Source organism: Lysinibacillus sp. DFXJR4 (assembly GCF_057196045.1).
Map to the genome: position 1 here is coordinate 67731 of NZ_JBXUNW010000014.1, position 23328 is coordinate 91058.

Annotated in this window: 22 protein-coding genes; 16 read left to right on the forward strand and 6 right to left on the reverse strand. The window is 37.5% G+C overall.

What is annotated here, in order from left to right; genetic code table 11:
- Positions 1-145: 145 nt before the first annotated feature.
- A complete protein-coding gene (locus AC2CGN_RS20165) occupies positions 146-913 on the forward strand; it encodes a DUF2935 domain-containing protein (RefSeq protein ID WP_376781210.1) in 768 nt (255 codons plus the stop codon).
- Positions 914-966: 53 nt separating this feature from the next.
- Here AC2CGN_RS20165 and AC2CGN_RS20170 read toward each other — a convergent pair whose 3' ends face one another.
- The gene (locus AC2CGN_RS20170) at positions 967-1461 is read right to left on the reverse strand and encodes a L,D-transpeptidase family protein (protein WP_484515854.1); all 495 of its coding nucleotides are present in this window, start codon (positions 1459-1461) and stop codon (positions 967-969) included.
- Between the two features lie 119 nt (positions 1462-1580).
- On the opposite strand from AC2CGN_RS20170, the gene AC2CGN_RS20175 reads away from it, so the two are divergent.
- The 6 genes from AC2CGN_RS20175 (at position 1581) to AC2CGN_RS20200 (ending at position 5360) form a co-directional block, all read left to right on the forward strand.
- On the forward strand, positions 1581-1814 hold the full coding sequence (locus AC2CGN_RS20175) for a hypothetical protein (protein ID WP_286924783.1): 234 nt from the start codon (positions 1581-1583) through the stop codon (positions 1812-1814).
- Positions 1815-1857: 43 nt separating this feature from the next.
- Positions 1858-2067, forward strand: a complete 210-nt coding sequence (locus tag AC2CGN_RS20180; protein WP_286924784.1) for a hypothetical protein — start codon at positions 1858-1860, stop codon at positions 2065-2067.
- Positions 2068-2082: 15 nt separating this feature from the next.
- Positions 2083-2280, forward strand: coding sequence for a gamma-type small acid-soluble spore protein (locus tag AC2CGN_RS20185; protein WP_429986165.1), 198 nt, complete (start codon positions 2083-2085; stop codon positions 2278-2280).
- A 73-nt stretch (positions 2281-2353) separates the two neighbouring features.
- A complete protein-coding gene (locus AC2CGN_RS20190) occupies positions 2354-2539 on the forward strand; it encodes a cysteine-rich CWC family protein (protein ID WP_484515857.1) in 186 nt (61 codons plus the stop codon).
- A gap of 172 nt (positions 2540-2711) precedes the next feature.
- The gene (locus AC2CGN_RS20195) at positions 2712-3293 is read left to right on the forward strand and encodes a DUF305 domain-containing protein (RefSeq protein ID WP_286924787.1); all 582 of its coding nucleotides are present in this window, start codon (positions 2712-2714) and stop codon (positions 3291-3293) included.
- A gap of 315 nt (positions 3294-3608) precedes the next feature.
- Entirely contained in the window at positions 3609-5360 is a 1752-nt protein-coding gene (locus AC2CGN_RS20200; protein WP_484515859.1) for a protoglobin domain-containing protein, read from the forward strand.
- Positions 5361-5401: 41 nt separating this feature from the next.
- Here the strand turns inward: AC2CGN_RS20200 and AC2CGN_RS20205 are convergent, their stop codons facing one another.
- Positions 5402-6016 (reverse strand): metallophosphoesterase family protein, encoded by a 615-nt coding sequence (locus tag AC2CGN_RS20205; RefSeq protein ID WP_484515907.1) that lies wholly within the window; start codon positions 6014-6016, stop codon positions 5402-5404.
- Positions 6017-6261: 245 nt separating this feature from the next.
- On the opposite strand from AC2CGN_RS20205, the gene AC2CGN_RS20210 reads away from it, so the two are divergent.
- The 9 genes from AC2CGN_RS20210 to AC2CGN_RS20250 all read left to right on the forward strand — a co-directional run bounded on the left by AC2CGN_RS20210 (position 6262) and on the right by AC2CGN_RS20250 (position 18948).
- Positions 6262-7758, forward strand: a complete 1497-nt coding sequence (locus AC2CGN_RS20210; RefSeq protein ID WP_484515860.1) for a class I adenylate-forming enzyme family protein — start codon at positions 6262-6264, stop codon at positions 7756-7758.
- Between the two features lie 264 nt (positions 7759-8022).
- A complete protein-coding gene (locus AC2CGN_RS20215) occupies positions 8023-9009 on the forward strand; it encodes a C39 family peptidase (RefSeq protein WP_429986160.1) in 987 nt (328 codons plus the stop codon).
- A gap of 68 nt (positions 9010-9077) precedes the next feature.
- Positions 9078-10310 (forward strand): carboxylate--amine ligase, encoded by a 1233-nt coding sequence (locus AC2CGN_RS20220; RefSeq protein WP_484515863.1) that lies wholly within the window; start codon positions 9078-9080, stop codon positions 10308-10310.
- Positions 10307-11008, forward strand: a complete 702-nt coding sequence (gene cuyB, locus AC2CGN_RS20225; protein WP_484515865.1) for a cysteate racemase — start codon at positions 10307-10309, stop codon at positions 11006-11008. The genes AC2CGN_RS20220 and cuyB overlap by 4 nt, the downstream gene beginning before the upstream one ends.
- Before the next feature lie 216 nt (positions 11009-11224).
- Entirely contained in the window at positions 11225-12370 is a 1146-nt protein-coding gene (locus AC2CGN_RS20230) for a DEAD/DEAH box helicase (RefSeq protein ID WP_429983087.1), read from the forward strand.
- A gap of 5 nt (positions 12371-12375) precedes the next feature.
- On the forward strand, positions 12376-13605 hold the full coding sequence (locus AC2CGN_RS20235; protein ID WP_484515867.1) for an aminopeptidase: 1230 nt from the start codon (positions 12376-12378) through the stop codon (positions 13603-13605).
- 33 nt (positions 13606-13638) lie between these two features.
- Entirely contained in the window at positions 13639-14541 is a 903-nt protein-coding gene (locus AC2CGN_RS20240) for an SGNH/GDSL hydrolase family protein (RefSeq protein ID WP_484515868.1), read from the forward strand.
- 172 nt (positions 14542-14713) lie between these two features.
- The gene (locus tag AC2CGN_RS20245; protein WP_429988115.1) at positions 14714-15871 is read left to right on the forward strand and encodes an exonuclease SbcCD subunit D; all 1158 of its coding nucleotides are present in this window, start codon (positions 14714-14716) and stop codon (positions 15869-15871) included.
- On the forward strand, positions 15868-18948 hold the full coding sequence (locus tag AC2CGN_RS20250) for an SbcC/MukB-like Walker B domain-containing protein (protein ID WP_484515870.1): 3081 nt from the start codon (positions 15868-15870) through the stop codon (positions 18946-18948). The genes AC2CGN_RS20245 and AC2CGN_RS20250 overlap by 4 nt, the downstream gene beginning before the upstream one ends.
- Positions 18949-19079: 131 nt before the next feature.
- On the opposite strand, the gene AC2CGN_RS20255 is transcribed toward AC2CGN_RS20250, so the two are convergent.
- From AC2CGN_RS20255 to AC2CGN_RS20270, 4 genes are read right to left on the reverse strand one after another with little or no spacing between them, the layout of a single operon-like run.
- A complete protein-coding gene (locus tag AC2CGN_RS20255) occupies positions 19080-19799 on the reverse strand; it encodes a LutC/YkgG family protein (protein WP_484515872.1) in 720 nt (239 codons plus the stop codon).
- Positions 19800-19802: 3 nt separating this feature from the next.
- The gene (locus AC2CGN_RS20260; RefSeq protein ID WP_429983081.1) at positions 19803-21227 is read right to left on the reverse strand and encodes a LutB/LldF family L-lactate oxidation iron-sulfur protein; all 1425 of its coding nucleotides are present in this window, start codon (positions 21225-21227) and stop codon (positions 19803-19805) included.
- Positions 21218-21961, reverse strand: a complete 744-nt coding sequence (locus AC2CGN_RS20265; RefSeq protein WP_429989532.1) for a (Fe-S)-binding protein — start codon at positions 21959-21961, stop codon at positions 21218-21220. The genes AC2CGN_RS20260 and AC2CGN_RS20265 overlap by 10 nt, the downstream gene beginning before the upstream one ends.
- A gap of 45 nt (positions 21962-22006) precedes the next feature.
- Positions 22007-23320 carry a GntP family permease gene (locus tag AC2CGN_RS20270; protein ID WP_429989533.1) on the reverse strand — a complete coding sequence of 438 codons (1314 nt, stop codon included), beginning with the start codon at positions 23318-23320 and terminating at the stop codon, positions 22007-22009.
- Positions 23321-23328: the final 8 nt, after the last annotated feature.

Here is a 23328-nt window from a genome sequence, read left to right on the forward strand (position 1 = left end):
TTGTTGCTTCAGCATTATGTAGTATAGCTATAAGCGTTTCATCCTATACGAAAAGACAATTAGAGGGACAAACTTTCATCCAATCATTAATATTAGATTTTTAAGAAGAATAGAATAGAGCAACGAACAGAATAAAGGAGATGTAATGTTGTCGAATTACTTACAGCATGCAGTATTTGAGCATCGGTTTTGGCTGAGAATACTAAAAGATCATTCTCAATTCATTCATGATTCATTATATCCATCAGAAACAGAGGAAATTAAAAAGGCGAGTTCATTTATCCAACAATTTACACAACTGCTTGCTTATGTGAATTCAATAGATGCCAATAATGCGGTATCCTTTTCAGTTACTGTTGATGAAGCAGTAGAGCAACTAAAGCAATTTAAATTTCATATCCTCAGAAAGCAATTAGTAGGAAATATTAATATTCATCTACCACCAACCTTTATAAATCATATGGTCAATGAATTAGAGGAATATCAAATTGTCCTAAGCTATCTTAAGAAAGGAGAAGTTCCACCTATTTTTCATGAACTGCATCATCATTTACTCTGGCTTTTAGATGCATCAGGACATGCAGGAGCCATTCATGATGATTTGGACGGGGTGGAACAAAGACTGAAGCAAAAAAGTCATGAATTTACACAGCATTTTGATCAATTTTATTTAAAAGCAGTAGAGCTTACTGGTTATTTACGTTCTAATATAGAAACATTTCCCGCATTAAATCGCTTTAATAAAGAAGTAGAGCTAGAAATGACTTTATTTAAAACTTTTTTACGTGAGTTAGAGGAAATGGAATTAAGTGCAGAAGTATTAGGAACGTTTACAGCACTTATGGCGGACCATATGCTGAGGGAGGAGCAATATTATTTATCGAAGCTAACTCAATCTAGAGAGGTAGAATAACTAGGGCAAGAGGCTATCTGACTACGGAAAGAAGAGATAGCCTTTTTAAATTTTTAAGGATGAATAAATACACTCGTACCGATTGGAATAATGCTCGCTAGCTCCTCAACATCTTGATTATGCATGCGAATACAGCCATGTGATACGGCATGCCCGATAGAACTAGGGTCGTTTGTTCCATGAATACCATAATGATCCTTAGAAAGACTCATCCACATTGTGCCGAAGGGACCACCAGGGTTTGGAGCTTTATTTATGATAATAAAATTACCGACTGGCGTAACATGTAGCATTCTACCAACCGCAATGGGATACTGTTTTTGCAGAACATCATTTTTATATAATCGAAGCCAGCGATTATCTGTTGATATTTCAATTTTATAGGGAATTGTATTGGCACTAGGAATGCCAGGGATGATTATTTGTTGTCCTATATAAAGTGCATATGGATTGATTCCTGGATTGGCTGCAATGATAGATGAAAGGGATGTACGATAATCTCTCGCTATTTGAGGCAATGTTTCTCCCGTTTTCACTGTATGGACCAATGCCATCACCTCCTCATGTTTTTCTATAAGATATGCTAACGGTATGAAAAAATCCGATAAAGAAGTACATATTGGGATATGATAAGCAGTAAATCCAGTAGTCAAGGAGCTATAGCCAAATGAAAGAGTATAAAATAACCTATTTCTTTGATGAAGTGCATTATGTAAGGAGATTTATTCATATTGAGTCTCAGGAAAAGGCAGAGGCGTTGGTACGAAGTGAACGAGATCAATATATAACCTTTACAGATAGTAGGGGAATATATCATGAACTGCATACAAAGCATGTGAGAGTTATACAAATTTCTGAATATCATCGCGTTGATAAAAGTATAAAAATGAAAAACACATAATATTCTCACCATTACACACATTAGTGTTAAAGGAGTGAGAATAATGGATAAAGACAATATACCACATGAAAAAAAGATGTTTATGCATTTAGCAAGTAAGGATAAGCCTGATATGGTTGATTCCGATAGGATTAGCATTTTTGATTTGCACGAAGATATGCAAACAGTAGACGCCATACCGATTGAAGAACTAAATAAAAGAGTGGGACGTGAAGGTGACGAACTAATTGAATTGCAACCAGATGAATTATAGGAGGTCATAGAAGTCATGAATAATCAAAATGAAGCAAAGTATACTGTTGCTGGTACCGATATTCATGATGTCAAAAGAAAAAATGCAGAGGCAGGCTTATCTTACAATGAGGCAAAAAGGCTTTTGGCACAGAATGGTGGGCACGGTACAGCGAAGTATAGTGATACAGACGTTACAGAGGTAAAGCAACAGATTCAGGGAAAAAATCAATAAGCAGATCTAGAGGGGTATGTAGTACTCCTCTTTTGTTATTATGTAGAGTAATGATAAGGAGGTGATTTGCCCAATGGTAGTTGAAGTAAACAATTGTCCATTATGTGGGAAAGAAAATCACTGCGGTATAGTCAATGGGCAAAAAGATTGTTGGTGCATGGCAGTGTATTTTCCTGAAGAAATCTTTCAAGCAGTGCCACAGGAATTACGCAAATGTATTTGTCAAAAGTGCTTGGATACATATAAAAATACAAAATAGGTTTGGGCGTATTGGAGGGTGTAGCAAAAACATTTGGTGAGCCATACTATACTCCTGACATGCTAAAATAATAAAAGCACTTGTAAAAGGGAACTAATGATTATTCATTGGTACATTTGTCTACCGCACATCAACCTTTCAGGCATACATTACTCTGAAAGGAGTGTGTCTAATGGCTAAATCAATTGAACTCAGTAATGTTACAAAGGCATATTTAGAGGAATATCAACGAATCCTCGATAAAATGATGCAGGGTATGACCTATGTGACCATTACATGTAGTATCTCTGAAAATTTTATTAAACAAATTATCCCGCATCAAGTAGCTGCCATTAAGATGTCAGAAAATGTTTTACGCTATACGACAAATATACCTGTTCAAAATCTCGCATTAGAAATTATTAAAACAAGCACAGAGACGCTAGAATGCTTGGAAGCGATACAAAATAGATGCTGTATCGTCCAAAATTCGGAGTATGAATTGTATGAATATATGTGTGCCTACAAAGAAATTACCGAAGCAATGTTCCAGGCGATGTGTGCACCACCAGTCTCTAATAATATTAATATCAACTATCTAAGGGAAATGATTGTTCATCATCAGGGTGGGGTACGATTGGCACAGAATGTATTGAGATTCTGTATTTGCCAAGAATTAATACCTATTCTACGATGTATGATTGATACAATGTGCCAGCAGATTTGTGATATGGAAAAACTGCTAGATGCATTGCAGGATTGTGAGAATTGTTAACTTTATCGAAAATAATCTATCGAAAAAAACGCTAAGATCAAAAGATGATTTTGGCGTTTTTTGTTGAATAAATAAATATAACAAAATGAAAATTGTCAATAAGGTGTACAAGAAAATAAGAAAGTGTAAAGAATTTATAGAGATTGTATGCTAGTTTTTGTATTATTGGTAAAATGTATATGCTAATTTTTCATTCATAATTATGGTAATTAATAATGGATGAAAAGAACCAAGTTATGGATAAGAATTGAAAAAATAGCTTAACGACTTATAGATTTGAATGCTTGTATTTAAAATTTAGGGGAGTGGACTACTATGTTCAAAAGGAAGAAAATTAATCTAGACTATGATTATTTTTCAGCTGAAAAAAATTCAGACATTGAGGCAAATGAGCGTTTTAAAGAAAAACTAGATTTCCTCGCATTATCTAGAATTAGAAGAGAATCAGTAAGCTTTTTAAGAAAAATTTACGAAAATAATAGGAAGGAAATATTGGATAATTTTTATGATCGTTTATTAGAAATTCCCGAATTTAATCATGTTATCAATACGCATTCAACTGTGGAGCGCTTAAAAGGCTTATTCGACTCTCATTTTATCAGCTTGTTTGATGATGAATTGGACTTAGACTATGTCTTTAAAAGACGGAAAATTGCTTATGTTCATGCACGGATTGGTGTTTTGCCAAACTGGATGATTTCGGCCTACACGCTTATAAATCAACTAATTATCCCGTTGATTGTGAAGGAATTATCCCGTGATCAGGATAAAATGCTGGATGTATTACTGTCTTATGATAGTTTAGTGACGATTGACCAGCAAATTATTCTTGAAACATACATTGAAATCCAAGGAGGCTCAGTTGTCAATGGCTTAGGCGAGATCATTACATATAATACACAATTAGACTCCATTAAAGAGCTTATTGAATTTCAAGAAACCCAACAAAAGGAAATCATTGCGGTGGACAACTCCATGCATGATTTAGATGCGAGTATTGAGGAAATAGCAGCTTCAGTAGGGGATGTCTCCACTCATACAAAACAGGCTTTGGAAAAATTAAACGGAGATTTAGAGTCACTGCAACAAGTTTCTGCCATTTTACAGTCAACAGATGAAGGTCATAAGTCCATGCAAGACGATATTGCTCGCTTAGTTGATCGGGTTAACAGTGTAGCGAAGCTAATGGAGCTAATTAAAAGAATCGCCGATCAAACAAATTTATTGGCACTTAATGCTTCGATTGAGGCTGCACGTGCAGGTGAGGCTGGTAAAGGCTTTGCTGTAGTAGCTGAAGAGGTACGAAAGCTAGCAGATGATACAAGTACATCGGTAAAATCCATTCATACTGATATTCAGGAGCTATTACTTATTACGAATAATATTAACACCTTAACAAATCAATTCTCACAGGATTTACATCAGGGTGTTACAGATACACTGCAAATTTCACAAACACTTACAGAATTAAATAAAAATCTTCAGCAGCAGGGAATACGCTTTGAGGAAATTGCGACAACTACTAGAGCACAGGCAGAAGCATCATCAGAAATTTCAGAGCGCAATCGTAATATAACGGAAAGTATGCAAAAAAGTAAGGTGATTGTGTTTGATATGGGTTCTGCGATTTATAAGCTAAGTAAAATGATTGATGGCTATCGTTCATCTACTATTTCGAAAAACTTTATCATCAGCCAAGAGGATATTATTGAACTGGCAATTACAGACCATTTATTATGGCGCTGGAAAATTTATAATTTATTGCTAGGCTTTGAACAAATGACGGAGCAAGATGTTGGTTCCCCAAATGAATCTCGACTTGGAGAATGGTACTATGGTACAGGGAAAAAGTTGTTGAGTTACGAACAGGCATACATTGCATTAGAGCGTCCATTTATCCATGTTCATGAATTAGCAAAAAGGGCGGTGCAAGAGTACAATCGAGGTAATAAAGCAGTGGCTGAAACTTACTTAACTGAAATTACCAATGAATCGTATATAGTCATCGACAAACTTAAAGAGCTAAAGGACATTTTAATGAACGAGAAAAAACAATATATTCATTAATACAAAGGGGTCTTCCTATACGGGAGAGCCCTTTCTATTATCTAACACGATGATGAAGCACTTTCATTTTCAAGTACAGATGCACACATAAATGTTACTGTTCGTTTTTCGCTGTCATAGAGACACCACTCACGATGATCAACAACAGAGCCAACATTGATGCCATATTGCTTATCCTGTAACACGATAGGTTGACCAAAGCGAATTCGAATAGATAGTTTTTTATTGCCGTGATAAAGACCAGATTCATGGCTATGTCCAAAGAAAAGGAGTGATTTTTTAACTGAAGGGAATGTTGGCTGCCATGACACGCTCCATTTAAATTGATGTCCATGCATTAGTACTGCCCCTTCAATTTCCATTGTTTCAGGTAGTTCTGTAAATCGTTCAATGCCCGTTACATGTGTAATGCGTTCCTCTTGGTTGCCACGAATCGAAGGAAATGTTAGTAAATTTTCAAAGTCATTATTGACAATGGCAGCTTTTTGAAGGGATAAACCAGATACTATTTGTGCCTTTTTCTTACTTACAGTACATTCATATAAGTCCCCTAAACCTATTATTCTGGCATCTTTGGCAGTTTCCTGGATATGGGCTAATACCGCCCTTGTATCTTCTATATTAGAATGTAAATCTCCTAAAAGTGCGTACTGCATTTTAACCAAGCCTTTCTTAAAAACATTGTATAAATATCATACACCTAACAGAAATTGATAGAAAAGTAAAATGTCTAAGTATATTTTGAAGCATGTTGTTCATATTTTCGAATAGGTAGAAAAATTGCCACATTTTTAATAGCCTGATAGAATATAATCATAATTTTCTGAAAATTATGTAGTTCCAAGGTCTATTAAGGTAATTTGTTTTTGAAGTTAAAAATAAAAAATTCAGGGGGCTTATAATGACAATGCTAATGACAGATATTTTACAAAACTATGCTGTGCAACAACCTGAAGGAATTGCAACGTTATATGATGGAAAAAGGCTAACCTATCAAGAATTTTTCAAATGTGCAGAAACCTTTGCAGCTTATTTACAAGAGCAGGGTTTTAAGAAAGACGATGTAATTGCCTTATACACATTGAATTCTGATTTATTTTTAATTGCGTATATCGGCGTTCAATTAGCGGGATTTGTAGTTATGCCCATTAATACAAAATTAGCCGCTCCAGAAGTAGAATTTATTTTTAATCATTCAGAAGCAAAAGGACTCATTTATGATGAGCGATTAAGTGAAATACTAGGAGATATTCCATATTCCTTTTCACATGCTGTTGGGTTTAAGGAAATGGAAAAAATTTTAGAGAATTACACTGGACAGCTACGTTCTGTCAAATTGGTGAATGGTGATACTGCTGTTGTTATGTATACGTCGGGGACGACAGGTAAGCCAAAGGGAGTAATGCTAACACATCAAAATATTGTCTCAACGGCAGAGATATGGTCATCCTCAATGAATATGACGAAGGAAGATAGAATGTTTATTTGCACGCCTCTATTTCACTGTGCAGGACTTCATGTATTTGCAATGCCGATGTTTTATCAAGGTGGTACTGTTATCATTGAAGAAGCCTTTTCACCAGCAAATACATTAAAGCAACTTGCCACGACTGAGGCGACAATCTTTTTCGGTGTTCCATCAATGTATACAATAATATTAAATACACCTAGCTTTATGGAACATACATTTAAGCGTTTACGTTTATTATGTTATGGGGCAGCTCCAATGCCATATGAGCTTGTGAAGCAAGTGAAAGAGGCATTTCCAAATGTCAAGGTACAAAATCTTTATGGTCAAACTGAAAATTCACCTGCAGCTACCTCTCTTTTAGATATGGACGCTTTAACAAAAATTGGATCAGTAGGAAAGCCATTGGCTCAAACAGAGGTACGTGTAGTAGATAGCTTTGGAGAGTCTGTTCCGGCGGGTGAGGTAGGAGAAATTTGTGTAAGAGGTCCACAGGTAATGAAAGGCTATCTTCGAAACGAGGAAGAAACAGCTAGAACGATTAGAGATGGCTGGCTTCTATCAGGGGATTTAGGCCGGTTTGACGAAGATGGCTATCTTTACATTGTTGATCGTAAAAAAGATATGATTATTCGTGGTGGTGAAAATATTTATCCAATTGAGGTAGAAGAGGTTTTATATCAGTTACCAGAAATTTTAGAGGCAGCGGTTGTTGGACTACCACATGAGGTATATGGAGAAGTACCAAAGGCATTTGTCGTATTAAAGGAAGGCAAAGCTCTTGACGAGGAGTCCATATTGGCCTATTGCCGAAAGCAGCTTGCAAAATATAAAGTACCTTATGAGATTGAATTTTTAGCAGAGCTACCTCGTAATGCCTCAGGAAAAGTTTTAAAACATACTTTGCGGCCTAAGGTAAGTACGCATTAAATAGTATGATTGTTAAAATGGACAAAGGAAATCTCTGTGTATGATGGTGCTTTAAAAACACTTAGCTATTGGAGCCTTTAGCTTTGGTTACCTTGTGTAGAAAAGCGAGTTGGTCACAGATTTCCTTGACCATTTTGACGTAGGTTCATTAAAGAAAGATAGAATAGGAACGACTATGAAATTAGCGTATAATAGAGTCTACGACAAATTGAAATATAGATTTGAAGTGGTGGTCTTCAAAATAGAATAGGAGCGGAATTTGTCTTGTGGACGGGGTATAAACGCTTTTTACTAATAGGTATTATCATCATTATGTTACTTTCAGGCTGTCATCAATTTGCGCAGCAGGAAAAACAAAAGAGTGAATTAACAGTTTTAACGGTAGAGTTTAATAGTGGTGCACCCATCCCGAATCTATATATAACGGTTACTGATGTGAAGACGGGAAAAATAGTAGAGGATGTAATTGGCTCTGATGAGGGAGAGGCAACCTTTTCAAAGTTAATAGAGGGACAGGAGTATGCCATTGCTGCAACTACACTTGAAAATAGTACTGAAAATAATGGCTATACGACAATTGAAAATTTTACGTACGATTCAACAAAGCCTTACTATCGACTACAAACACATTTTTCAAGAGATGAGCAGGAATTGGATGTACCAGTTGTTATGCAAAATCCTGAGCTACCACATGGCTGCGAAATTACATCGTTAACAGCCGTCTTAAATTATTATGGTGTGAATGTTACAAAGCTTGAAATGGCTGATACGTATTTACCGAAGCAAAAAATTTCTACTGTAGATGGGCAACGATTTGGTCCAAATCCACATCAGGCTTTTGCAGGTGATCCTAGAGATAAAGCAAACGGTATGTATGTCTTTGCAGCTCCAATTGTTAAAGCGGCAGAGGCAGCAATAGCTGATAAACAGGCAAATTTACGTGTCACAAATATGAGTAAAGCCTCACAGGACGAAATTTTACAGCTTGTTCGTGAGGGTGTGCCCGTTGTGACTTGGGTTACATTGGATTTATCGAAGCCCAACACAAATGCAGCTAAGGGCTGGATCTATAAAGGTGAAACAATGCCGCGTGAAGCATATATGAACTTGCATGCGGTCGTCTTAACAGGACATTTAGGCAACAAAGTAGTTGTCATGGACCCATTAAAAGGCTATGTTACATATAATGTCGATCAATTTTTCAAAAGCTATAAAGAGCTAGGAGAACAAGCTGTAGCATTGCATAAATAGTTTCTTAGCAGCATCATAAAGTAGCAGTATGTTACACTAAGAAAAAAAGCTAAAGTGAGTTGAGTAGAATGGCTATTACCCATGCTTTTTTACCGGTTTTATTAGGAGATGAAATGAATGCTTATGGCATGGCTAGAGCATTTTACGAATCCTATGGTGTAAAACCACTTGCAGTAAATCATACAAATATGGCGAAAATACAACAGAGTGATTTATTAACATTTCGTGAAATACCAAGACTAAATATTGAAGAACGTTTTGTCGTGGCTTTACAGGCAATCGCAGAGGAATTTGCTGATAAAAAACTATTGTTGTTGGCCTGTGATGAGTTTTATGTAAAAAAAATAGTGCAACATAAAGAGGAGCTAGCAGAGCTTTTTATCATACCTTATGTAGATGCGCCACTAGCTAACCAGCTATTAACGCGTGAGAGTATGTATGAGCTTTCAGCAAAATTTGGCTTTCAATATCCTGCTATGCATGTTTGTACGGTCAATGACTATGAAGAATTTGAAATTCCCTTTGAGTATCCAGTTGTCATTAAACCAATGAATATGACAAAGTATGCTACATGTATTTTTCCAGGTAAGAAAAAGGTATATATTGCATATAATACTGAGGAAAAGGATGCAATTTTCCAGGCTATTTACAAGGAATCTGCCTACCGAGATGACTTGATGGTACAGCAATATATTCCAGGTGAGGATGCCAATATGCGTGTCGTCAATGCCTATGTTGGGCAAGACGGACAAGCGAAGCTATTAGCTATCGGAAATCCCATTTTAGAGGAGCATTCTCCTGATGGAATAGGTCGTTATGTAGCGATTATGACGATATATGATAGGGATTTAATGAATCAAGTCAAAGTATTTTTGGAGGAAATCCAATTTCAGGGCTTTGCCACGTTTGATATGAAGTATGATGAACGTGACGGGCAATATAAGCTTTTAAGTATTGAATTACATAATGAGCTTTCAAATTATTATGTGACAGCAAGTGGCTATAATCTAATGCAATATGTTGCGGATGATTTTATCCGTGGTAGCAAGCTACAGCTGACTTATGTGCAAAACAAGCATCTTTGGACAATTGTGCCAAATGGTGTACTTTTTAAATATGTTCAAAATGAGCAACTTGTGATTGAAGCAAAGAGCCTGATTCGACAAGGGCTAGCAACTGACTCCATTTTCAATTATAAGGATATGAATGCTAGGCGTTGGTTGAACATAACGCTCGATAATCTAAGCTTTTATCGAAAATATAAGAAATATTTTAACAACAAAGGTCTGTCTAACTCATGAAAAAACAAACTTTAGGTATTATTGGTGGCGTTGGTCCACTTGCAACAATGTTTATCGGTGAAATGATTGTAAGACGTACAAAGGCAACGAAGGATCAGGAGCATCTGCATACAATTATTGATAATGATACAAACATTCCTGATCGTACGGCTTTTATATTAGATCAAACAAAAGAAAATCCTGTTCCAGTAATTATAGATGATGCAAGAAAGCTTGCTACAATCGGGGCCAATATAATAGCTATTCCGTGTAATACAGCGCATACCTTTTATGATGAAATTGCGGAAGGCTCCCCAGTTCCAGTGCTCCATATGATACGAGAAACTGCGAAGCGTGCCTATAATTTAGGCGCAAAACGTGTTGGTATTTTAGCAACAACCGGCACTTTAACGTCGCGCATGTATCAAAGTGCGTTAGAGGAATATGGTCTAACACCTGTTGTTCCAGATGAGCAAATCAAGGAAAAAGTGATGTCAATTATTTACGACTTTGTTAAGGCTGGAAAGGATGTCTCATCAGAGGAATGGCGACCGATAGAAGAAGCGATGCTAGCACTTAATTGTGATCGTATTGTTTTAGGCTGTACAGAATTATCGATTGTAAATAGAGATTTAAAACTAAATGATAAATATATTGATTCATTAATTGTTCTGGCAGAATGTGCGATTTTGTCATGTGGCTATGAATTAGTAGATTAACTAGTAAAAATCTGCTCGCTTTTCGCGGATAAGCCCCAAGCCTTCCATGAAGTGCAAGAGGCTTACATTCCGTGCAAGAGGCGTGCAGATTTTTTAGTTATTAGGTATCACATACTGAATTTTTGAAACGATTAGCAAATGGTTATCGTACATATGAAGTAGGAAAATGCTTAGTGTGTTAAACTAGTGTCAAGCAGATAGAAGGTGGGAAATAACATGTCAGTTATAAACTTATTAAATGAAGCATTACAAGCAAAATGGAACTTTGAAGAACCGATGAAAATTCAAGAGGAAATGATTCCAGCCATGCTTGAAGGGAAAGATATTGTGGCAGAATCGCCAACAGGATCGGGGAAGACATTAGCTTATGTTCTTCCTTTATTAAATAAAGTAAAGGGTGCAAAAAAACAAACTCAAGGACTTATTGTAGCCCCATCACAGGAGCTGGCTATGCAAATTGTAGAGGTTATCCGTGAATGGACAGCAGGCTCAGATATTACAGTTCAGCAATTAATTGGTGGCGCAAATGCTGCACGTCAAATTGAAAAGCTAAAGAAAAAGCCGACAATCGTAGTTGGAACGCCTGGTCGTTTAAATGAACTAGCACGAGCAGGAAAATTAAAGCTTAAAGAAATAGAAACAATTATTCTAGATGAATGCGACCAGTTGCTTAGTCGAGAATATCGTGTGGTTGTAAAATCCTTTATCGAAGGCTCTGCATATGGGCGACAAGTAGTGGTGGTTTCGGCAACGATCACTGAGGAGATTGAGTTAGTGGCTAGTCGCATGATGTTTGAGCCAGTGCGCTTTAAAATAAAGCCTGAGGATATGGTGAAGGTTGGAAAGGTTGTGCATTCCTTTATCAAGCTTGAAGAGCGAGATAAAACTGATTTCCTACGTCGCTTATCACATACAGAAGGGCTACGTGCATTAGCTTTTGTAAACAATATCGATCAATTATTAATGAAAGAAACGAAGCTACAATATCGTTCTGCACCTATTGTGACATTACATTCTGACATGAAAAAAGAAGAGCGTAAAAAGGCATTAGATGCATTCCGCAAAGGAGAGGCACGTATTTTAATCGCTACAGATATTGCTGCACGAGGTTTAGATATTGCAGGTTTAACACATGTTATTCATGTTGATGTACCAAGAACGATTGAGCAATACTTGCATCGCTCAGGACGTACAGGACGTGCTGGAGCAGATGGCGAGGTATTAACGTTATTAGCTTATCGAGATGAAAAAGCGTATAAAAAATGGATAAGAGAAATTCCAGGCAAATCTGTACAAAAGATATGGCATAATGGCATGCTAGTAGAAGGAAATTCAAAAACAATTGGACAAAAGCGAGGTTAACGAATATGATGTTTGAAGAAAAATTACAAGCATATGCAGAGCTTGCAGTAAAAGTTGGTGTTAATATCCAGCCAGGGCAATACTTATTAGTGTATACTTCAGTAGAAGCACTCGATTTTGCGCGCTTAGTAGTGAAAGAGGCTTATAAGGCTGGAGCAGGACGTGTTCACGTAAATTTTTCTGATGATGTAATGGATCGAGCTTATTTCGAGCATGCCTCAGAGGAAGAATTCAATCGTTTCCCTGAATGGGTAGTGAAGATGCGTGATGAGCTAATTGAACGCAAGGGTGCTTTATTATGGATTGATGCTGCAGATCCAGATAAATTAACAGGTATTCCAGCCGAGCGTCTTGCAACACATCAAAAAGTATCAGGAGCAGCACTGAAAAATTATCGCAATGCTGTTATGAAGGATTTAATCGCATGGTCTATCGTTGCAGTTCCATCACCGAAATGGGCCGCGAAGGTTTTTCCGAATTTATCAACTAAGGAACAGGTGCCAGCTCTATGGGAGGCAATTTTTAAAACGGTTCATATTGGAGAGGGCAATGCAGTTGAAAATTGGCGCGAACATGTTGCCAATTTAGAGTCTCGTGCTGCTTTACTTAATCGTAAAAAATACGCAAAGCTTCACTATACAGCACCAGGTACTGATTTAACAATTGCATTAGCTCCGCAGCATAAATGGCTTACTGGAGGTAGTAAAACACCAGATGATACGGTCTTTATTGCAAATATGCCGACAGAAGAGGTATATACGTTACCATTAAAACAAGGTGTAAATGGCTATGTGAGCAATACAAAGCCATTAGTATACCAAGGTAATATTATTGATGGCTTTAAACTAACATTTGAAGAAGGAAAAATTATCAAGGCCGAGGCACAGGTAGGTCATGATTTATTACAGGAGCTTATACAGGTAGATGAGGGCTCATGCTATTTAGGTGAAGTAGCGCTAGTACCACATGAGTCTCCAATTTCAGCTTCTGAGATTTTATATTTTAATACTTTATTTGATGAAAATGCATCCAACCATTTAGCCATCGGTGAGGCGTATCCAACTTGCCTAGAAGGTGGCAGAGATTTAGAAAATGGACAGCTTGAGGCGTTAGGTGCAAATATTTCTGTCACACATGAGGATTTTATGATTGGCAGTGGAGAGATGGATATTGACGGTATTTTACCAGATGGTACTGTGGAGCCAATTTTCCGCAAAGGTAGCTGGGCTTTTTAAATTCTGTTGATATAAGGGGAAGGGGTTGAGCAGATGAAGCGTTTACTAAGTCTTATTATAGTTATAAATACAATGATATTTGGTGCTTCATCTACCTTTGCTCAAAGTGAAAATTACGTGGCTATTGGAGATTCCTTGGCAGCCGGTCAAACACCCTATCAAGAGATTGACCACGGCTATAGTGATTTTATTGCCATGAGGTTGGGCATGACTGGGCAATTAAGTAACTTTACCAAGGAGCTTGCTTTCCCAGGCTTTACAACAACAGATGTACTGAAACGGATAAAATCTAAGGAAGCAAGTGACCTTTTAGCAGATGCTACGCTCATTACAATTTCGGCAGGTGCCAACGATTTACTGCGTCTTGTTCAGGTCAATCCAACTGCTGGTACATTAGCCTTTTCACAGCTACAAACAGATTATGCATTAAATATCGCCAGAAAAAATATGGTAGATATTTTAGAGGAATTGAAGGTACGGGCACCTAAAGCAAAAGTCTATGTAATGGGCTATTATTTTGCATATCCTAATGTGCATGCTACGCAAAAAGAAGGCACAAATAGACAGCTAATAAAGCTAAATACAATTTTACAACAGCAGGCTGAACAGGCTGGAGCAGTTTATGTAAATGTGTTTGATGCTTTTGGCTTAAATGCTACAAGCTTTTTACCGAATATTTCTGATGTACACCCAAATTTTGAGGGCTATCGTCAAATGGCCAATGCATTTCTATATGAATATAGTGGAGGCGATGCATTAACGATTTCCGCCATTGAGTTGCCTAAGTCTCATCCTATTTCATTTAATGACATCTTAGAAAAACAAACAAAGTCTATGCCAATAAGAGAAGAGAAGAAGAAACCTGATTCTATTGCACGTACTATACAAGGATTTATCGGTTATGCAGCATTTATAGATAAGGCGAGAGCAATTTAATAAAAATTAAAAGGGTATCGATGGAGATGCTCTTTTTTTCATGTGGTAACGGATAAAACTTTCAAATCAATGAATAGAAGAGGAGAAATAAAGGATAAAACAATACTAATAAAAGGTAAATCAAACATTCTAACAGTCGTGATAAAATGAAGATAGATTGGAGGCGCAAAGAATGAAAATATTTCATACAGCAGATTGGCATTTGGGAAAGCTCGTACAGGGAGTCTATATGACGGAGGATCAGCGCTATATTTTACAGCAATTTATGCAAGCCATTGATGAAGAAAAGCCTGACGTTATCATTATAGCAGGTGATTTATATGACCGTTCAATGCCCCCTATAGAGGCTGTTAATTTACTGAATGATATTTTAGCAGAGATTGTGCTTGAAAAAAAAATTCCTGTGTTGGCGGTTGCCGGGAACCATGATAGTGCAGGTCGATTGAATTTTGGCAGTAGTCTAATGCGTGATAGTGGATTACATATGAAGGGTCAATTTACGAAGGAACATGCTCCAATTATTGTAGCGGATGATTTTGGCGATGTACATTTTCATCTTGTGCCATATGCGGAGCCTTCGTCAGTTCGTACAATTTTAGAAGATGATACAATTCGTTCTCACCAAGATGCGATGCAAAAAATTATTGACCACATTGGACAGGGCTTAGATCCAAGAAAGCGTCATGTGTTTGTAGGACATGCCTTTGTAACAAAGTATGGTGAGGAGGAAGCGAATACGAGTGATTCAGAGCGCCCGCTATCAATAGGTGGCTCTGATTGTATAGATGCGGCGTTATTTAAGCCTTTTCATTACACGGCACTTGGCCATTTACATAAAGCACATTTTGTGTTGAATGAAAAAATTCGCTATGCTGGCTCTCCATTGAAATATTCATTGTCTGAGCATTTACATGAGAAGGGCTTTTTAATCGTTGAACTAGATGCACAGGGAGATATTACTGTTACAAAACGAAAGCTTCTACCAAGGCGAGATTTACGTATAGTAGAGGGCTTGATGGATGATTTATTAGCATTACCGCCAAATGAAGATTATGTATTTGTCCGTTTAACCGATACGACACCAGTGGCTTCACCGATGGAGCGTATTCGTACAGTATTTCCTCATGCAATGCATATCGAACGGAAAGTCATGCGCCCAGAAATACTACATGAAATTCAAGCAGTCGAGTCCGAGAAGGTAGATGACATTGATTTATTCCGTTCATTTTTTACAGATATCATTGGTGTACAGCCAGATCAGGATACAGAGCGTCTTTTTACAGAGATGCTTCAGGAATTATTAGATGAGGAGCGAGAAACAGTAAAATGAAGCCATTGAAGTTAACAATTACTGCATTCGGTCCATATAAAAACACAGAAATAATTGATTTTCAACAGCTTGGTGACCATCGTTTATTTGCGATTTCTGGTAAAACAGGTGCTGGGAAAACGACTATTTTCGATGCTATTTGTTATGCGCTATATGGATCAGGTAGCGGTGAGGATCGTCAGGATACAGCAATGCTACGAAGTGGTTTCGCAGAGGATGATATTTATACTGCGGTAGAGCTCACTTTTGAAATGGATGGCAGGATTTATCATGTTTTACGTCAGCCTGGCCATATCAAAGTAAAAAATAAAAGTGTTACAGGTAAGAAAATTGAATTGGCTGAAGTCAAAGAAGGTAAACTTGATTTTGGTATTGTAGAAAAGCAGCAAACACTTGAGGTAGATAAAAAGCTACAGGAAATAATAGGTCTGACAAAGGACCAGTTTAGCCAAATTGTCATGCTGCCACAAGGAGAGTTTCGCAAGCTATTAACCTCTGATTCTACAAACAAAGAGGTTATATTACGTAAAATATTTAAAACAGATCGCTTCGGTGCAATGACTAAAAAACTAGATGCCAAACGAAAAGAAGCAGAGAGTGATTTACTACGAGCTCAACAATTAAAGAAGCATTTACTTGGTCAAATTGCAGGAGCCTTACCACAGCGACCTTCTTTTTTATTTACTTGTATAAATGATAATACCGAAAACATGCATCAAGTGAAAAAGGCACTGGAAGAGGAACATGCCTATTATATTGAATGTATTCAAGTAGAGCAACAGCGCTATGAGGAAGCCTATGCTCATCATCAAAAAGAACAAGAATATTATAGTATGGCAAAAACACTGAATGAACAATTTGAAGAGCAATCCAAACGTCAAAACCAACTGCAAGCATTGCTACAAGAACAGGATGTATATACTGTTAAGGAACGTGAGATTGCTTTGGCAGAGAAAGCAGAACGGCTAGTGTTAGTTGAGCAACAATGTATCGATCTACGCAATGAGTTAAATAGAAAAGAACAATCCTATCAACAAGCGTTGATGGAACAGCAAAATGCAGAGGCTCAGCTGATAGTTGCACAAGAAAAGTTTAACGCTGAAGAGGCAAAAGAGCCTGAACGACAGCGCATACTACAGCAAGAAATACAGCTCCAAGCATTATTACCGAAATTTGAGGCATATGAGCATAATCTTCAGCAAATGCAACTAGCTGAGCAATATGTCGTTACAGCCAAACGGTCACTAGCAGATAATGTTGCATTGCTGGAAAAAGAACAACTGCAATTACAGCAATTAACAACAACAATTGAGCAATATGAAAAACAGCTAGAACCATATGAAAGTTATTTAGAGCAACTGCCCAAGCTAAAGGAACAAGTATCATTACTAGCGCAAGTTGAAAAGTATACAAAAGCAGTTGAGACAATTGAGCAGGATGTAATGACTGCTAATGTCCGTAACCAAGAAAGTAAACAAGCTCTTCAAAAGCTAGAACAGCAATGGATTACTAGCCAAGCAAGTATCTTAGCTCGGCAGCTTAAAGATGGGGAGCCTTGCCCAGTTTGCGGTAGTACAACACACTTCAAAACACATTTAGAACAATTGGAGAGTATTGAGTTAGCCCAGGTGGAAGCTTTACGGGTAAAGGCAACAACTAATGAGCGTAAGTTTTTGGAGAAAGAAGCTTTATTGAACTCCACTAAGCAGCTTTTACAAGAGGCACTAGCGCAGCTGGAGACTAATCATATCGATCAAACTAATCAAGCGCAAATAGTAGTTTCCTTACAATATGTAGAGCAACAAATTACCTTTTTAAAAATAGTCAATCAGCAATTAGTTGATGTACGCTTGAAACAAAAGCAACAACGTGGAAGTCTGGAGTTGCTACAAGAAAAGCACATAAAGTTAGAGCGATATTTAGCTGACCAGATGCAGGAATTAACAAAGCAACGGGCAATTGTGGAGGAACAGCAAAAGCATATCCCTGAAAATATTAAGACATTACAGTCGTTAAAGCAGGCAATTGCGGCTATCGCTTCACAGAAGGTCGTATTACAAACTGCTTGGCATACCAGCCAACAAAGCCTACAAACTTCAAAGGAAGCGGTAAATGGTGCTAAAAAGGCTGTTGAAATAACCAAACAGGCTTTCGAGGAATTCAAGCAGAAAATGGATGAAAGGCGTGAGCAATTTTCAGAAAGTATGAAAATCGCAGGCTTTGAAAATTTTGAAGAATTTGCCGCTGCGAAGCGTAGTGAGTTTCAAGTAGAGGCTCTACGGAAGGCTTGTAGTGATTATACGCTACAAGTACACACATTGCAGGTACAAATTACTGAAGGAGCTAAACATCTTCAAGGAAAGGAGAAGCAAGATTTAGCGTTAATGGAAGAAAAGCTAGAGATATACCGTGTAACATATGAGGAAGCATTTAAAGTGTTACAGCAAATGAAAGGATTTGCAAAAGCATGTGAAGACTTTGTTGAAAAAATCGAAGAAACAGCACAAGAGATTCGTTTACTTGAAAAGGAAGCAGGACGAGTGAAGGAACTCTATGCCATGTTAAATGGTCAGAATACGAAAAAGTTATCCTTTGAGCGTTATATCCAAATCAACTATTTAGATAAAATCACAGAGGCAGCAAATGTACGTTTACAGCATTTATCCAATGGACAATTTGAGCTTCGACGTTCTGATCGATTAGAAAAGCATGCTAAGCAAAGTGGTCTAGGGCTAGATGTTTATGATGCCTACACAGATCAATTACGCGATGTGAAAACATTATCGGGTGGAGAAAAGTTCAATGCATCATTAAGTCTTGCCCTTGGTATGGCAGATGTCATTCAAAGCTTTCAGGGGAATATTCATATTGAAACAATGTTTATCGATGAGGGCTTCGGATCACTTGATGAAGAAGCCTTAAATAAAGCAATTGATACATTGATTGATTTACAGGATTCTGGACGTATGATTGGCGTTATTTCTCACGTTGCAGAGTTAAAAGCTACAATGCCAGCTGTGTTACATGTTGAAAAAACAATGAATGGTCATAGTCAAACTTATTTTGAAGTGAAGTAGAGGCGTAAAACGATACGCCTCTTTTTTTATCTTCATTTAGCAAATGTTTTTTATATCGACAGCGGCAGATGTTTTTTGCGCGAAAGCGTAGCGGCAGCGGCGGCTACAATTACGTCAAGACGAAATGGATTCTATAAATCATCGATAATGATATAGGTCATGTAAATTGGACCATGAACTCCAACGACTAAAATCATTTCAATATCAGCAGAATTACTAGGACCAGATATAAAATTAACACAAGAGGCGAGAGTTTCTCCATTTTGTAGACGCTCCCGAATTTGTATAGCTGCCTGTGTCATTCGAGGCACAATCGAGCTTTTTGGTATTAGGATAATAGACTTGGTAGGTAAGAAACTCACAGTACGACCATGATGTGGATTGCTAAAAAGTACAGCTGTACCGGATTCCGCAAGTGTAATATCACTAATTGTAATTCCTATATTGGCCTTCTCTACTAGTGCTATATTATCTCTGCCGATTGTTGGGTCCCAAGTATGTAGTTCGATTTGTTTTTTAGGTAATGTATTTGAAAAAAGCTCTGTCAGACCAAATGCGTCAAATCGTTCATCCTGCCAAGTCATAATTGGCCCACCATCATAATTGTCAATGACTTTTTCCAGTGTCATAGCTAAATCAGCAGAGGATGTGACGACGCAGTTCGTATTGATACGTGTGCATTGTTTTTGTAATGTGACCAACAGCTCATCCTGAGATAAGTTTTGTAATGTTTTATGTTGTGGTGAATACCGCCACTGAGGACGCTCTACATGCACAGGAGTAGATAATCGTTGAAGTCTAGAGGATAATTGACGAATAAATGTCTCGCGATTTTGAATTTTGCCTACCATTCCTCACTCATCTCCTTTTTGTCTATTTTCGAACCAGTCACGGAAGCGCTCTTTTTTAGGTGCAGGGAATTCACGAATAGTTGTCCAACTTTTTAATGGACCAATGCCTTTAGATAATTGGTCATTTTTTGTTAATGGCTTTAAAACACTCGATGCAACCTTAGATCCGAATTTATACATACCACTTGATGAGGAACCAATTCCGAAAATAGACATAAGGAAGCGCTCTGATATAGGGGCACGACCTTCTTTTTCTACAATGGTTTGTCGATGCTTATGCAGTAATTCATGTAACGGAATTTTTACTGGGCAAACGTCTGTACAAGCACCACAAAGTGTTGAAGCAAATGGTAGCTCCTTATAGTCATCATAGCCACCCAGCAAAGGTGATAAGACTGCCCCAACTGGTCCGGAGTATATTGAACCGTATGAATGACCACCTACATGTCGATAAACAGGACAAATATTAGCGCATGCACCACAGCGAATACATTGTAAGATTGCTTGAAATTCACTACCTAAAATTTCAGACCGTCCATTATCAACAATAACTAAATGAAACTCTTCTGGTCCATCTACATCACCATCTTGACGAGGTCCACTTAAAACAGTTACATAACTAGGAAGCTTTTGGCCCACTGCACTTCTTGTTAGCATATTGACTAGTACTTCGAGCTCTTCAAATGTTGGGACAAGTCTTTCCATCCCCATTACGGTAATTTGTGTTTTTGGTAGTGCTGTTGATAAGTCAGCATTTCCTTCATTTGTTACGATGCAAACAGAACCAGTTTCAGCCACCGCAAAGTTACAACCCGTAATACCGATATCAGCTGATAAATAATCATCACGCAGCATTTTACGGGCATGCTTTGTTAGCTCCTCAGGACGTTCAGAGCCTTCATATTGGTGATGAAATTGGAAGCTTTCCTGCACCTGTTCTTTCTTTCGATGTAAGGCGGGTGCCACGATATGTGAGGGTAAATCATTATCTAGTTGTAAAATATATTCCCCTAAATCAGTTTCAACAACCTGACAGCCAACATGCTCTTCTAAATAATGATTTAAGTCTATTTCCTCTGTTACCATCGATTTTGATTTGACAATTTTTTTAGCCTCTTTTTCCTTAGCGACATTAGCAATATAAGCTTGGGCTTCTTCAGCAGTAGTCGCAAAGAAAACATGCCCACCTCGTGCAGCAACCTGCTCACTTAACTCCGTTAAATAATAATCAAGATTTGCAAGTACATGCTGACGGATCTCTTCACCAAGAGAACGCCACTCCTCCCAATGACCAAGCTCCTCAGTAGCTAATTGACGATTTGTTTCCAAACGATCTTGTGCACCCGAAACGGCACTGCGCATAAAAGTATTTTGAATGCCTTCACCAACACGATTATTAAATGATTCATTACCGACCTTCATTGGCATGATGTATGCACCTCCGCTTTTCGAGAATTCAAAATTTCAGCTATATGAAGTACCTGTATATGGGCACCTAATCGTTCTGCACGTCCACGAATATTCATTAAACAGCCTTCATCCGCACCAACTAAATAAGTGGCACCAGTTTCAATGATATGTTGTACCTTTTCATCAACCATTTGCTCTGAAATTGGTGTCATTTTTACAGAGAAAGTTCCACCAAAACCACAGCAAGTTGTTTTGTTAGGAAGCTCAGTATATGTTAAGCCTTTAACATTTTCTAGTAACATTAAAGGTGCGCTTTTTACTCCAAGTAAACGTGTCATATGGCATGACATGTGATAGGTCACATTTCCGTTGAAGCTAGCACCCACATCTGTTATACCAAGAACCTCTACGATAAATTGTGTTAACTCATACGTTTTTTCAGCTAATTGTTTTGCACGAGATGCCCATTCAACATCATTCACAAAAACTTTTTCATATTCTCGGAACATATAAGCACAAGAACCAGAAGGGCAGACGACATATTCAGCACCATCAAATGCTTTTATCATATTTTTCATGGCTTCCTTTGCTTCATTAACATAGCCTGCGTTATAAGGAGGTTGTCCACAGCAAATTTGTTCCTTTGGAAAAATGACTTCACAGCCAAGATGTTCTAGAAGTTCTACAGTTGCTTTGCCCACATTTGTTTGAAACATATCTACTAAACATGTTGCGAAAAGTGAGACTTTCATGTTTGTTCATCTCCTACGGTTTAATTAATAATCGAGCGTATGGACCTAAGAATAAAGTATGATCGCAGTAATTAATGCCGGTATTGCTGCAATAATGGGCCCAATTACTGAAACAAAAAATATATGTTTGTAGGCATCTTTATGTGTTAATCCTATAACAGCCAATACAGTAATAACGGCACCATTGTGCGGTAATGAATCTAAACTACCGGAGGCAATTGTCGCAACGCGATGAAGTGCCTCTGGATCAACCCCTAAATCTAAATAGGTCTGAGCAAGTGTTTCCATTGCAATTCCAAGTCCACCAGAGGCAGTACCTGTAATCCCTGCAAGTGCTGCAATAGCGACATAAAGAGAAATTAAAGGACTTCCAGGGATATTGGCAAGCATTTCTGTAATTACACCAAAGCCTGCAGTTGCTGCAATAACTGTACCGTACCCGACATCAGCGCTTGTATTGACAATTGGTAGAACGGTATTTGTTGCACCCACATTAATTGCTTGGAGCTTGTTGTCTATGAATTTCCAAAAAATCATAATAGAGAGAAGCACAGTAAGCATCAATGTATAAAGGATATCAACCTTAAAAACGTTTAACGTAACAATTAAGAAGATGGGTGGTAAAATACTTAAGACAAATGGCGGATATCTTTTCTCACTTGCCTCAAATGCTTTTGAATCTTGTTTTTCAGGATTTTTCATATTTTCATATGTTTCACCACGTGCCTCTGTTTTAGATAATTGTCTTTTTAAATAGAAGCAATTAAAAAGAATGATGGTGATTGTAGCAACAATCCCAACAACAGGTGCTGCAGTAGCTGTTGTATCTAGATATTTTGTTGGAATGATATTTTGTACAGATGGTGAACCAGGTAGCATGGTCATTGTAAATGTTGCCATTCCGAAGAAAAATGCTCCCGTAAATAAATGCCAAGGTATATTCATAGCCTTAAATAATGGTTTAGCAATAGGTAAAATGGCGAAAATTACGACGTATGTATTAATGCCACCTAATGTTAAAAAAGCACAAATGATTACGACTGCCATTAGCGCGTTAAATTTACTATGACGACCCATAATATTTAAAAGTTTTTCAGCTATTGAACGTGCAGCACCACTTTCCTCCATAAATTTTCCGAAAATTGCGGCAAATAAGAAGATGAGGTAGTAGTTTTTCATAAAATTTATAAACCCGCTCATATAGTTGCCTTGTAATGACTCTAAAATAGGCATTTGATTTAAAATGATGACGATTAAACTGGCTACTGGGGCAATAATAATGATACTAAAGCCACGTAATGCTAAAAATATTAATAAAGCCAGCGATGCAATAATTGTAAATAAACTCCATATTTCCATACCTAGAC